The following is a 12,086-nucleotide window of genomic DNA, read 5'->3' on the forward strand; positions in this document are numbered from 1 at the left end:
AACCCGTCATCCATGCCAGAACCCGTTTTCCGCCAGGCCCTTCCTTCCGATGCCGAACGCTGCTACGCGATAGAGATCGGCGCCTACGAGGGCGACGAAGCCGCCACCCTGGCCAAGATCCGCACGCGCATCGACCAGTACCCGCAGGGCTTCCTCGTCATGGAGCTCGAGGGGCAGCTCATCGGCTTCATCAACGGCGGGTGCGCGCACGAGGTCGTGATGTCGGACGAGGCGTTCAAGGAGCTGGTCGGCCACGACGCCGCGGCGCCCAACGTCGTGATCATGTCCGTGGTCATCGATCCCCTGTTCCAGGGGCGCGGGTATGCCAGCGTGATGATGAAGACCTTCGTCGACCGGATGCGGCAGGCCGGCAAGCAAACGATCCACCTGATGTGCAAGGAGCGCCACGTGGCGCTCTATGCCCGGCAGGGGTACGGCTATGTGAGGCCTTCGCCTTCCGACCATGGCGGGATGTCCTGGCACGAGATGCTGATGGTGCTCTAGCGGGCACCATCAGCGCGCCGCGGGCTCTCAGCCTTCGTTGGTCGGAGGCAGGAAGCAGAACGCCATCGGCGTGTCCTTCTGGTAGTCCAGCGCCACGCCGTAGCAGTCCTCGGTGTGGTCGATCTCCACGCCGATCACCGTGGGCACGTACGAATCGGTATTGACGATCGGCACGTCGCTGGCCTGGTACTTGTTCTGGATGAAGAAGTAGCCGAGTTCCTCGGTCGACACAAGATTCCACAACTGGCGATCCCGGATGTCGTCCTGCCGCGCCTGAACCGTGACCCTGGAGGCCACGCCGGTGTCGTCGCCCGCCAGCGTCATGACGAAGTTCGTGCCCATGGCGGTCTTCAGGTACCACCATCCCGGGGCCTCGACCGAGGGCACGAATTCCCAGAGCTGGTTCTTCACATCGGGGTCGGCCATGGACTTCTTGCTGTAGGCGATCACCTGCGCGCCGGCTTGGTAGGACGCGTCCTTCACATCGAGCACGCGGACGATGCTGCCCTTGTGCCGGATGAAGAACAGCGCGCCCTTGACGGGCGTGGTCTGGCTGGCCTTGGGCGGGGTCGCGGCCTTGGGCGTCGCGGCGGCAGGGCTCTTGGCAACGGGTCGGGACGTGGTGCCCGTCGTCACCACGTTCTTGCTCCAGTAGTTCTCGATCAACGCCAGGGCGTCGGTGATGTCCACGGTCTGGCCGTGGCGCTGCAGCAGCGAGATCGCCTGGGTATTGGTCGAGTTCTCCGGGATGAAGCAGGGCAGCCGCGGATTGATGTTGACGTAGCGATCGCCCAGCAGCATCTTGGCGATGTGGGGCATGAGTTCCGACGAGGTCCCGTTCAGGCTGAGGTCGAGCACGGGCGACGACCGCTTCTGGTTCATGAGGAACGGCGTGATGTTGTCGAAGGGATTGCCGTCCCCTTCCATCCACTGCTGGGCGCCCCAGTCGTGGGTGTCGCTCTGCAGCCAGTAGGGCATGTAGCCCGTGCCGATCGTGATGGCCGCGATCTGGTCGAGGGCGTAGCCGCTGCGCACCGCGAGCGCGATCGCCGCCACCGTCGGGTCGTGGTTGAAGAAGGCGCCATCGACGTTCCCGTCGAGGGACCCCAACTGTCCCGGCATGGCGCCGCTGGACGTCGCGGCCACCGCGATGGGGGTGTCGCCGTTGCCGTCGAGGCCGTCCAGCCGGTCCCGGTCGCTGCCGAGCATGTTCGTGAACATCATCGGCTTCCACGGCGTGGGCATCATCTTGTTGTCGCGGTCGGGTTCGACCTGGCCGACGTTGAACGAGACGAGCAGGACGTCCTTGCGCGCGTCGGCGATCTTCGTGTCGAAGTGGATGGCCTTCTGGCTGCCCAGCACCTTGTCGATCGAGTAGGCGGGCGTCCTCGGGTCGGGGTTCATGGCGTTGTAGAAGTTCAGTTCATCGCCGGTGAACATGTCGATCAGGTCCTTCGGCGTCTTGTGGCCCAGCAATTCGCTCGAGATGATCGCGCCGGTCGAGCAGCCGGCGAACATTCTCGTTTCGTCCAGCAGCGCCTTGTTGGCGTCGTACAGCCGCTGGAGGATGGTGGCGGAGAGCAGGCCGCGGATGCCGCCGCCGACGAACGAGAGAATTGTGTAATGGCCGGGAAGAGTCGACATTGCGAAAGCTCCTTCAGATGAGTTGACCCCATGCGGGGAGTCGCAGTGTCGAGTGCCGTTATTGCAATTGCACCTTACTTTTTCTTGCAGTGGCTATCTCGATGCAATGGAGAAATTGCCAATTAGGCCTATTGGCTGACAACGGATTTCAGTGGGGAATGGCGGAGGTCGTGGGGTCAATCAGGCGCCCGCGAAGTTCGCGATGGATCGATCACCGAAATCGGTGAGGCAGGAAGTTTCGGGGTGTCGCGACCTCGGCCACCCATGGCCATGGAGTGCGAAGCGCCATTCGCACATTCTTGCCGCCGCGTCGGGGGAAATTTCTTCGAAATGCCGCTAGTCGCCGAACCAGAAAATCACCCAGATGCCGACAGAGCTGTATGCGAAGAACATGGCCAGCATCTCGCGTTGAAGAGCCAGGCGCGCGTACTGCAGGCGAATACGAACCATCATGTCGACCCCTCTCTCCACGGCCGCTCCCTTCGGTGGAGATTGCGCGAGGCTTGTCCATTCGTCAAGCCGAAATTAGTTCACGCAGAGAGCGGCGACATGGAGATGCAATTGGGTCGCAATAGCGAGGAAATAGCGAGCTAATTGAACAGGGAGCCGCACGAGACGATCGGCCTTCAGGCACCCGCCGAAATGATCAGCGAATGCCTGGCGTCGACCGCTTCAGACTCAGTTCGATCCCCGCGGCGAACTCTGGAGGGCATCGACCAGAAAGTCGACCATCACCCGCACCTTCGCGCTGAGATGGCGACGGCTGGCGTAGATCGCGAGGATGTCGATCGGCGGCATGCGATAGCCGGGCATCACCTCGACCAGTCGACCGGCCTGCACGTCCTCACCAATCACGAAACTCGGTTGCCAGATGACGCCGGCGCCGGCAAGCGCCGCCGCACGAGCGGTTTCGCCGTTGTTCGCCCGCAGCGCCCAGCGCACGCGCACGGATTCCAGCGACCCGCCGGGGCCGGCGAACTGCCACTCGTCGGAGGTCGCGCCGTAGGTATAGCCCAGGCACAGGTGCCGCGACAGGTCCGCCGGCACCTCGGGCATGCCATGCCTCGCCAGGTAGTCGGGGGAGGCGCACACGAGGTTCTGCGAACGGCCCAGGTTGCGCGCGATGTGATTGCCCGACGTGGTCCGCGAGATGCGGATCGCCAGGTCGTAGCCCTCCTCGACGATGTCGACCACGCGGTCGATGAGCGCGATGTCGAGTTCGACATCGGGGTACTTCGCCATGAACTTCGGCCACAGCGGCGCCAGCACGAGGCTGCCGAAACTCAGCGGCGCATTGAGGCGCAGCCGCCCGCGCGGCTGCAGCGACGCGGTGGTCGCGAGTGCTTCGGTCTCCGCCACCTCCTCGAGGATCGACTTCGCCCGGTCGAACAGGGCTTCGCCGCCCTCGGTGAGCGACAGGCGGCGCGAGGTGCGGTTGATCAGCCGCGTGCGCAGGTGGGCTTCGAGCTCGTTGACGTAGCGCGTCACGTTGGCCGGTGAGGTATCGAGCGCGTCGGCCGCCTTGACGAAGCTGCCGCGCGCGACCACGGTCACGAACACCTCGTACGCACGCAATCGGTCCATGGCCCCAGGCTCCAATCATTCACAAAAGCTGAATGAGTAAACCACTTTTGGGGCCTTTCTGGAAGTGAAGCTGAATCATAAATTCGCTTCACCCCAAAAACAGACCGAAAGGCCCAGACATGAACACCCCCCATTCCGCCCCCACCCGCCGTGCGCTGATCGCCGGTGCCGCCGCATTCGGCGCCGCGCTGAGCTTCGGCCCCGTGGTGCACGCCGCGCCCGCAGTCGACGCGGTGCCAGGCTTTCGCGCAGGCAGCGCCGAGGTGAACGGCACCCGCATCGACTACCGCATCGGCGGCACCGGGCCGGCCATCGTGCTGCTGCACGGCTATGCCGAGACCGGCCACATGTGGAACCCGCTGATGCCGCTGCTGGCCAAGACGCACACCGTGCTCGTGCCCGATCTGCGCGGCGCGGGCAATTCGTCGAAGCCCGAGAGCGGCTACGGCAAGAAGAACATGGCCGTCGACATCCACGAGCTCGTCAAGTCGCTCGGCATCCGCAACGTGAGCATCGTCGGCCACGACATCGGCCTGATGGTGGCCTACGCCTATGCCGCGCAGTTCCCTTCGGAGACCGACAAGGTGGTGCTCATGGACGCCTTCCTGCCCGGCATCGGCCAATGGCAGAACGTCTGGTTGCTGCGCGACCTCTGGCACTTCCATTTCCACGGCGCGACGCCGCTGGCGCTGGTGCACGGGCGCGAGCGCATCTACTTCGAGCATTTCTGGAACGACTTCGCGGCCGACCCCAAGCGCTCGGTGCCCGAGGCCGATCGCCGCTTCTACGCCAAGGCCTACTCGCAGCCCGGCGGCATGCGCGCCGGCTTCGAGTACTTCAAGGCCTTCGAGCAGGACGCGGCCGAGTTCGCCGAACTGGGCAAGACGCCGCTGCCCATGCCGATGCTGGTGCTCTCCGGGGAAAAGGCCGGTGGCACTTTCCTGATCGAACAGGGCAAGATGGTCGCGACCCACGTGCAGGGCGTGATCGTCAAGGGATCCGGCCACTGGCTGATGGAAGAGGCGCCCGACCAGGTCATTCCCGCGCTGGTCAATTTCCTGGGCTGACAGGCAACCCATCTCGTCATCGACACAAGGAGCATCGACATGGATCTTCAACTGAAGGGCAAGCTGGCCCTGGTCAGCGGCAGCACGGCCGGCATCGGCTATGCGATCGCGCACACGCTGGCCCAGGAGGGCGCCAGCGTCATCGTCAACGGCCGGTCGCAGACCGCGGTCGACGAGGCGGTGGAGCGCATCCGCTCGCAGACGCAGGGCACGGTGGTCGGCTACGCCGGCGATCTCAGCCGCGCCGACGCCGCCGAGGAACTCGTGCGCCGCCATCCCGGCATCGGCATCCTCGTCAACAACCTCGGCATCTTCGAGGCCAAGGCCTTCGAGGACATTCCCGATGAGGACTGGCTGCGCTTCTTCGACGTCAACGTGCTGAGCGGCGTGCGCCTCGCGCGCCTGGTGCTGCCGGAGATGAAGCGGGCGAACTGGGGCAGGATCATCTTCATCTCGAGCGAAAGCGCGGTGCAGATACCGACCGAGATGATCCACTACGGCGTGACGAAGACCGCGCAGCTCGCGGTGTCGCGCGGGCTCGCGGAATCGGTTGCCGGCACGAACATCACGGTGAACAGCGTGCTGCCCGGCCCGACGAAATCGCGTGGCGTCGGCGACTTCGTCGAGGGCATGGCACGCTCGAGCAGCAAGAGCTTCGAGCAGGTCGAGGCGGAGTTCTTCGACCATGTTCGCCCGACCTCGCTGATCAAGCGTTTTGCTTCGCCGCAGGAGGTGGCCTCGCTCGTGGCCTATGTGGCGAGTCCGCTCGCGTCGGCGACCACGGGCGCGGCGCTTCGCGTGGATGGGGGCGTGGTCAAGAGCGCCTTCTGAGCTCGCCGGCGCGGGGCGCTCCTCGAGGCCGTCTTTGGTATCGTGCGGTCGAATCGCAGGGTGGTGTACGCCGCCTGGCGATGTGGGCTCGACACCCGACGACGGGTTCAACGATCGCGAGGAGACACGCAATGGTGGTGCGGCAGTGGTGAGCGAGCACGCAGCGACACGGCCGCCGATCCGCATCGGGCGCCTTCGGCGTGCGTCTTGGGTGGCCGCGGCGACTGGGTGCGGGATCGTAGCAACGAACATCGATCGGATGGCGCTGCACGATCGGTGTTGGCCTACCGTGAGAAGCGGAACCCGCGGCCAGGTCTGCAGCTCACCCAGATGACGGCGCTGAGCAGGCCCAGCGATGCGATGGCCAACGCGAAGCCGGCGGGGTTGGTGCCTATCGATCCGAAGCGGGCGCAACGCGGAGGCGAGTAGCTCTTGGCCCTTGGTGCCAGGGCTTCGCAGGCAACGTAGGTTCCGGAGGATGTTCTGTAGCCCTTGCCAGGTTGTGCGAACAGCATCTCGGTGGCTATGCCCAGCGCGAACAGAAATGGAAGTGTGACGAGCAGCTGCACGCCGATCCATGTCCGTCGACGTGTCGCTCGCGCTTTTTCGTCTGGTGCGTACACGGAATCCGGGATTCTCAACATGTGAGGAGCTATCGGCGGGGCCTTGCTGCAGCCAATTCGTCGCAGGCAGCGAGCGCCTGATCGGTGCTTCGAATGGATTCGAAGAGTGGCCGCTCCGAAGCTCGAAGCCGCGCATTCTCGGCGCCGATGTCTTCGAGCGCCCGATCCAGCAAGGCGCGGCGCTGGGCGGTCGTGGGAGCCAGTTCCTCGAGCCTGTCGATGTAGCGCGCCGACAAGCGCATCCAGCGCATCGCGGCGGCACGCGTTCCGTCTTTGGAGATGTCTTCCACGGTCCGGGAGGCCAGCGCGACACAGTAGGCGAGTTGTTGTTCCGCACCGCGGTTTTCCGTGGCGTGGGTCGACGAGACGAGCACGGCGAGCGCGAACCATAGACCTTGCTTCATATGCATCTGTCGAAGTTGTGCAGGTGGGGCGCGACGAATGGATCTGCCGTCGATGGTATCGATGTCGCTGCAGCTTCAACGCGGCACCTGGGCATCGGCTTCCTTGACCGGACATGCCGAAGCATTGACGGACTTGCCGGGCGCGATGACACCGCCTTCGTACACGCAACGATGCAGCGGGCGATCGGGCCAGCGCGCTTCGTACCACTGCACGCGGCCAGCGACGAAGTAGGCGGTGATGACCTTCTCCATGGTGGACGGCGCATTGCCATCGCCGATCCAGCCGTATTGGCAACCGGTGAACGCATTCGGAACCGGCTGGGGATCGACGATGAAGTCGAAGCCGTGCGTGTGGGTGACCTCGGCGCCCGCGTGCGGTGAAGCCCGGGAACAGAGTTCGGCCGCGCTCGCGCCCCCCGCGCACAAGGCGGCGGTCGAAACGATCATCGGGATGAACAGCCTGTACAGGCGCATGGGTCGATTCCTTGCATGACGGGTCACGCCGGCCTCATGCATCGGCGCGGCGCGCAATTCTCGTCCAAGGCCGGGTATCAGACCCGGAACCAGATCTTGAACGTCACGTACAGCGCATACCCCAGCGCGAGAACGAGCCACACCATGTAGAAGACGTTCGACCAATACTCCCCCGCATGCGTCGCCAATGCATACACCTGCCCCGAGCAGGCCTTGCCGAGGCACGGCACCTCGCCCCGGATCAGCGCGCGCAAGGTGGAGACGAAGAGATAGCACGCGATGGCGCCCGCCACGAGAAAGCCGACCGGTCCGACGAAGCCCTTGGTGAGTTCGTCGTTCTCGTCGCGGTTGCCCTTCTTCAGCAGGCTCTGCCCGAAGCGGTACCAGGCGAATCCCAGCAGGAGCATCAGCGAGTAATAGAGAAAGTCACGCATGGCATCGAAGGGGCGAGGGCGGTCGAAAGCACGGATTCGTCACGAAGCCGTCGCGGCCACGGCGTGGCCTTCGCCGCATTTTCCGACAGCTGGCTCCTCGGTTGTCCCGATGCTGTCCGCGCCATTCGGCCTGGCCGCGGTCCATGCGCGAGCGCCCAGGCCTTTCGGGGATGAAGTGGCTCGAGCCGGCGTTCAGCCTTCGCAACGCCTAGACGGAAGCGCGTCCATCCCCCTTGTTTCCGTCAGGCCGCCTTGGCAGGCACCGGCGTGTTGAGCAACTGCTGCTCCCAGAGGTATGCGATGCCGCTGCCTCCCGCGTGTTGCGTGATCACCTGGGTCAATGCAGCGGCGCTCTCGGTGCGCGCCCAGTCGCGCTGCCATTCCGAGGCGACCGCGAGCCAGGTGAGCATGTTCGCGCCGGCCGCGATCATTCGCTGGATCGCGACCTGGTGCGACTCGACGGAGACGCCGCCGGACGCGTCGGTGACCACGGTGACGTCCCAGCCTTCGCCGAGCGCCTGGATCGTCGGCATCGCGACGCACACCTCGGTCCACAGGCCCGCGATGATCAGTTGCTTGCGGCCCGTGGCCTTGACCACATCGACCACCGCCTTGTCCTGCCAGGTGTTGATGAACGTACGGTCGATGACCTCCTGCCCGGGGAAGACCTCGGTGAGCTGGGGGAAGAGGAGGCCGCCGCGTTCGGCGATCACGCTCGTCAGGATGGTGGGGACGCCGAAGGCCTTGGCGGCCTTCGCGAGGCCGACGGTGTTGTTGATGACCATCTGCGGTTCGTGACTGTTCAGGTTTGCGAGCTGGTAGGGCTGGTGGTCGATCAGGACGAGGACCGAATCTTCGGGACGAAGAAGCGAAGAGAGGCCGTTGCGAGAAGTCATTGCTGGTTCCTGTGTTGCCGCTGTCAGCGGAAGGGGTTCTGGACGACGGCACCGCTCGTGGCGATGCCGTCCGCAGGGAGTATTGCGATCCCCCTCTTCGCCCGGTAGTACCATTCTTCGGCGAACTGTGTCGCGATTGGAGGAACGCCAGCTTGGACATCGAGGACCTGCGTACATTCGTCGAAGTGGCCAGTGCCGGAGGGGTGTCGCCGGCGGCGGTGCGACTGGGCATCTCCAAGTCGATGGTGAGTCGGCGACTGCTTCGGCTCGAAGCGGAACTGGGTGTTCAACTGCTCGCGCGATCCACACGCGGCGCGGCGCTCACGGAAGCCGGCAGCACGTTCCGCGACTACGCGGCCAAGGTCTGCGTCGACATCGACACGGCCATGGAGACGATCCTGCCCGCGGGCGAGCTTCGCGGCCGCCTGAGGATCGCGGTGCCATTGAGTTTCGGCCCGACGCACTTCGCGCCCATGCTCGCCGAGATGGCGAAGCGCCATCCCCAGCTCCACATCCAGACCTGCTACAGCGACAGATTCGTCGATCTGATTGCCGAAGGCTTCGACTGCGCGATCCGGGTCGGCTATCTCGAGGACTCCAACCTCATTGCAAGAAGCGTCGGACCGATCTACGGCAAGCTCGTGGCGAGCCCGAGCTACATCAGCGCGCACGGGTCGCCCGAGACCCCGGACGAACTCGGTGCGCATGAAGCGCTGATGCAGGGCACCGAGGCCTGGCAACTGATGGACGGCGACCGGATCATCACGGTCCGACCGCAGGGACGATTCAAGGCCGACAACGGCACGGCACTGGTCGCCGCCGCGGTGGCAGGCCTTGGGATCGCCTATGTGCCGGACTGGCTCACGCACGAATACGTGGCCGCCGGTGCGCTGGTGCCGGTCATGACGCGCTATCCACCGCCCCCCGCGGGGGCTTACGTCATCCGGCCGCCCGGCCAGCATCCGGCCAGGAAGATACGCGTGCTGACCGAACTGCTGATCGAGCACTGCGAGCGGTTGTCGCACCCGGCGTGAGCGGGTGCTTCGTCGTTTTCGTCGCGCTTGCCGTGCGGCGAGCGAAGCGGCTTGTCGCCGTTCTGTCACGTACATGTAAACAAATCGAACTAGCCTCGCCGACAACTTGCTGAGCGGTCTGCCTCGGGCACTTCATTTCAACTTCCGGACGTGTGCGATAGCAGATGACAGCTAACCCGGCATCGGTCAGTGTGCTGGCACTGACAGGGTGCCTGCTGTGGGGCTGCCTCGCGTCCATGGGCACGCTGCTGGTCGCCGTGGAGGCTCGGGCCCAGGGGCCGGCGGCATCCGATGCCGTGATCACGAATCCATTCCTCTTCGACATTGCCGCCCAGGACCTGGGCAGCGCGCTCAACGCCTACAGCCGCCTGACCGGCCTCGCCGTGATGATCGACAGCACCGATGCGAAGCGCCAGGCCGGCGCCGTGCGGGGCAGCTTCGGCGCGGACGAAGCGCTGCGGCAACTGCTGGCGGGAACGGGGCTGCGCGCGCGCCATGCCGATGCGCAGTCCGTCGTGATCTCTCCAACGGACGATCCGGTGCCGGCCACCGCGGTGCCGCCGGTTGCGACGACGGGAAGCCCCGACATCCCGGGCATCACCGGCAGGAACCCCGACTTCATGGCCTACATCGCGCGGGTGCAGCAGAGCCTGCGCGATGCGCTGTGCGCGTCGCCGCAGACCCGGCCCGGCCCGTACCGGCTGGCATTGCAGCTTCGCCTCGATGCGCGTGGCATGGTCGAGCGCTTCCGGCTGCTCGACACGACGGGGCAGGCAGCGCGCGACGCGGCGATCGCCCGGGTGCTGCGGCGCATGGCGGTGGGTGCGCCGCCGCCCGCCGCGATGGCGCAGCCGGTCTCGATCCTGCTGCTGCCCGAAGGGCCCTCGGCGCGCCCGCAATGCCCGTCCGCCATCGAGGGCCAAGGGGAGGGCGCGGCCCTGACCGCCGCGCGCACGCCGGACGCGTTCCGGATCGTCGGACCCTGAGCCACGCCATGCCGGATTCGCTTCGCTCCACGCTGCGCCTGCGCCTGACCGCGCGCTATGCGGAGCTGCGCCGCAGCCTGGAGCGCATCGTGGGCTCGCGCGACGACGCCGCCGATGCGCTGCAGGAAACCTGGGTGCGGCTCGAGGCGACGGCCACGGCGGGCTCGGTGCGCAATGCCGACGCCTACCTGCTGCGCATGGCCGCCAACATCGCGATCGACACGCACCGCCACAACAGCGTGCTGCTGACCGATGGCGACGTGGAGGCGCTGATGAACATCGCCGACGAGGTGGGCGATCCGCTGCGCACAGTCGCGGCGCGCAGCGAGCTCGCGACGCTCGATGAAGTGCTGGCGGAGATGCCGCCGCGGCGCCGCGCGATCCTGATCGCGGCGCGCATGGACGGGCTGCTCAACACCGAGATCGCCGAGCGCTTCGGGATCTCCGAGAGCTCGGTGGAAAAGGAGCTGCGCCACGCCATGCGCCATTGCCGCGAGCGCATGGCGCAGTCCGATGCGGTCGAGCGTTCGAACGTCGCGGGCCGTCGGAGATACTGATGTTCATGAGCGCCGACCGCAACGCCCACGCCTCGATCCGCGAACAGGCCGACGCCTGGTGGGCGCGGCTGCGCTCGGGCCGGGCCACGCGCGCCGATGCCGAAGCGCTGCGCCAGTGGTGCGCGCAGAGCGCCGAGCACGCACGGGCCTGGCGCGAAGTGAAGAAGGCCTGGGAGGCGCTGGAGCCGGCCGCCGCCCGGGCGGTGCAGGCGGATCCCTCGGCGGCGTTTCCCGAGCGGTCGCGGCGCGTGGCCGCACCGGCTTACCGGCCCGGCCGGCGTGCCTTCGTCGCGGGCGCGGTGGCGGCATCGGCCACCACCTTCCTGGCCTTCAGGCCGCCGCTGGGGCTGTGGCCGTCGGTCGCGGAACTGGGCGCCGACTACCGCACGGGCACCGGCGAACAGCGGCAGGTGGCGCTGTCCGACCAGGTCAGCGTGCAGATGAACACGCAGACCCGCATGAACCTGAAAGCCGGCGAGGCCGGCGACGGCATCGAGCTGGTGGCGGGCGAGGCCGAGATCCTCGCGGGCCCGCAGCGGCCGTTCGCGGTGTATGCGGGCGCGGGGCGGCTGCTGGCGCGTTCCGCGCGCTTCAACGTGCGCCACACCGGCCCGCAGGTGTGCGTGAGCTGTCTCGAGGGCACGGTCGACGTCGACCTGGCGGGCCAGCACCGCGTGCTCGAGCGCGGCCTGCAGCTGGTCTACGACGCGCAGGGCGCGCGCGCCGCGGTGGCCGTCGATCCGGCGAGCGTCAGCGCCTGGCGCAGCGGCGCGCTGATCTTCACCGACGTGCCGCTGGCCGAGGTGATCGACGAGATCAACCGCTACCGGCCGGGCCGCGTCATCCTGCGCAATGCCGAGATGGGACGCCGGCCGGTCCAGATGCGCTTCACCATCCATCAGACCGACACGGCGCTGACGATGATCCGCGAGCTGTACGGCGCCAAGCTGACGGCGCTGCCGGGCAACATCGTGCTGATGAGCTGAGCGGCCTCGCCGCTCTTCAACCGCGGTAGCGGCGGCCCCAGGCGCGGGTGCCGCGCGAAATT

General features: G+C 66.5%; 13 protein-coding genes. 7 read left to right on the forward strand and 6 right to left on the reverse strand.

What is annotated here, in order from left to right:
- The first annotated feature begins 12 nt into the window (after positions 1 to 12).
- On the forward strand, positions 13 to 504 hold the full coding sequence (locus AC07PU_RS02500; protein ID WP_495314951.1) for a GNAT family N-acetyltransferase: 492 nt from the start codon (positions 13 to 15) through the stop codon (positions 502 to 504).
- 27 nt (positions 505 to 531) lie between these two features.
- On the opposite strand, the gene AC07PU_RS02505 is transcribed toward AC07PU_RS02500, so the two are convergent.
- Together AC07PU_RS02505 and AC07PU_RS02510 are read right to left on the reverse strand one after the other, a co-directional pair.
- On the reverse strand, positions 532 to 2,148 hold the full coding sequence (locus AC07PU_RS02505) for a patatin-like phospholipase family protein (protein ID WP_495314954.1): 1,617 nt from the start codon (positions 2,146 to 2,148) through the stop codon (positions 532 to 534).
- Positions 2,149 to 2,826: 678 nt separating this feature from the next.
- The gene (locus AC07PU_RS02510) at positions 2,827 to 3,732 is read right to left on the reverse strand and encodes a LysR family transcriptional regulator (RefSeq protein WP_093352459.1); all 906 of its coding nucleotides are present in this window, start codon (positions 3,730 to 3,732) and stop codon (positions 2,827 to 2,829) included.
- A 119-nt stretch (positions 3,733 to 3,851) separates the two neighbouring features.
- On the opposite strand from AC07PU_RS02510, the gene AC07PU_RS02515 reads away from it, so the two are divergent.
- Both AC07PU_RS02515 and AC07PU_RS02520 read left to right on the forward strand, forming a co-directional pair.
- Entirely contained in the window at positions 3,852 to 4,799 is a 948-nt protein-coding gene (locus AC07PU_RS02515; RefSeq protein WP_495314956.1) for an alpha/beta fold hydrolase, read from the forward strand.
- Positions 4,800 to 4,838: 39 nt separating this feature from the next.
- On the forward strand, positions 4,839 to 5,630 hold the full coding sequence (locus AC07PU_RS02520) for an SDR family NAD(P)-dependent oxidoreductase (protein ID WP_093352452.1): 792 nt from the start codon (positions 4,839 to 4,841) through the stop codon (positions 5,628 to 5,630).
- Positions 5,631 to 6,282: 652 nt separating this feature from the next.
- Here AC07PU_RS02520 and AC07PU_RS02525 read toward each other — a convergent pair.
- The 4 genes from AC07PU_RS02525 to AC07PU_RS02540 all read right to left on the reverse strand — a co-directional run bounded on the left by AC07PU_RS02525 (position 6,283) and on the right by AC07PU_RS02540 (position 8,461).
- The gene (locus AC07PU_RS02525) at positions 6,283 to 6,663 is read right to left on the reverse strand and encodes a hypothetical protein (protein ID WP_495314958.1); all 381 of its coding nucleotides are present in this window, start codon (positions 6,661 to 6,663) and stop codon (positions 6,283 to 6,285) included.
- A 69-nt stretch (positions 6,664 to 6,732) separates the two neighbouring features.
- Positions 6,733 to 7,131 (reverse strand): hypothetical protein, encoded by a 399-nt coding sequence (locus AC07PU_RS02530; RefSeq protein WP_495314960.1) that lies wholly within the window; start codon positions 7,129 to 7,131, stop codon positions 6,733 to 6,735.
- 77 nt (positions 7,132 to 7,208) lie between these two features.
- Positions 7,209 to 7,565, reverse strand: coding sequence for a hypothetical protein (locus AC07PU_RS02535; protein WP_093352444.1), 357 nt, complete (start codon positions 7,563 to 7,565; stop codon positions 7,209 to 7,211).
- 242 nt (positions 7,566 to 7,807) lie between these two features.
- Positions 7,808 to 8,461, reverse strand: a complete 654-nt coding sequence (locus AC07PU_RS02540) for a hydrolase (RefSeq protein ID WP_208508035.1) — start codon at positions 8,459 to 8,461, stop codon at positions 7,808 to 7,810.
- A 152-nt stretch (positions 8,462 to 8,613) separates the two neighbouring features.
- Here AC07PU_RS02540 and AC07PU_RS02545 point away from each other — a divergent pair, with 152 nt between their 5' ends.
- The 4 genes from AC07PU_RS02545 (at position 8,614) to AC07PU_RS02560 (ending at position 12,024) form a co-directional block, all read left to right on the forward strand.
- Complete coding sequence (locus tag AC07PU_RS02545; protein WP_093352438.1) at positions 8,614 to 9,495, forward strand: LysR family transcriptional regulator; 882 nt, start codon at positions 8,614 to 8,616, stop codon at positions 9,493 to 9,495.
- 236 nt (positions 9,496 to 9,731) lie between these two features.
- Positions 9,732 to 10,481, forward strand: a complete 750-nt coding sequence (locus AC07PU_RS02550) for an STN domain-containing protein (protein WP_495314963.1) — start codon at positions 9,732 to 9,734, stop codon at positions 10,479 to 10,481.
- A gap of 8 nt (positions 10,482 to 10,489) precedes the next feature.
- Positions 10,490 to 11,038, forward strand: a complete 549-nt coding sequence (locus AC07PU_RS02555; protein WP_495314965.1) for an RNA polymerase sigma factor — start codon at positions 10,490 to 10,492, stop codon at positions 11,036 to 11,038.
- Positions 11,039 to 11,043: 5 nt separating this feature from the next.
- Entirely contained in the window at positions 11,044 to 12,024 is a 981-nt protein-coding gene (locus AC07PU_RS02560) for a FecR family protein (protein WP_495314967.1), read from the forward strand.
- The last annotated feature ends 62 nt before the right edge of the window (positions 12,025 to 12,086 follow it).

This window comes from Variovorax sp. GW821-FHT10D07, from assembly GCF_059415325.1.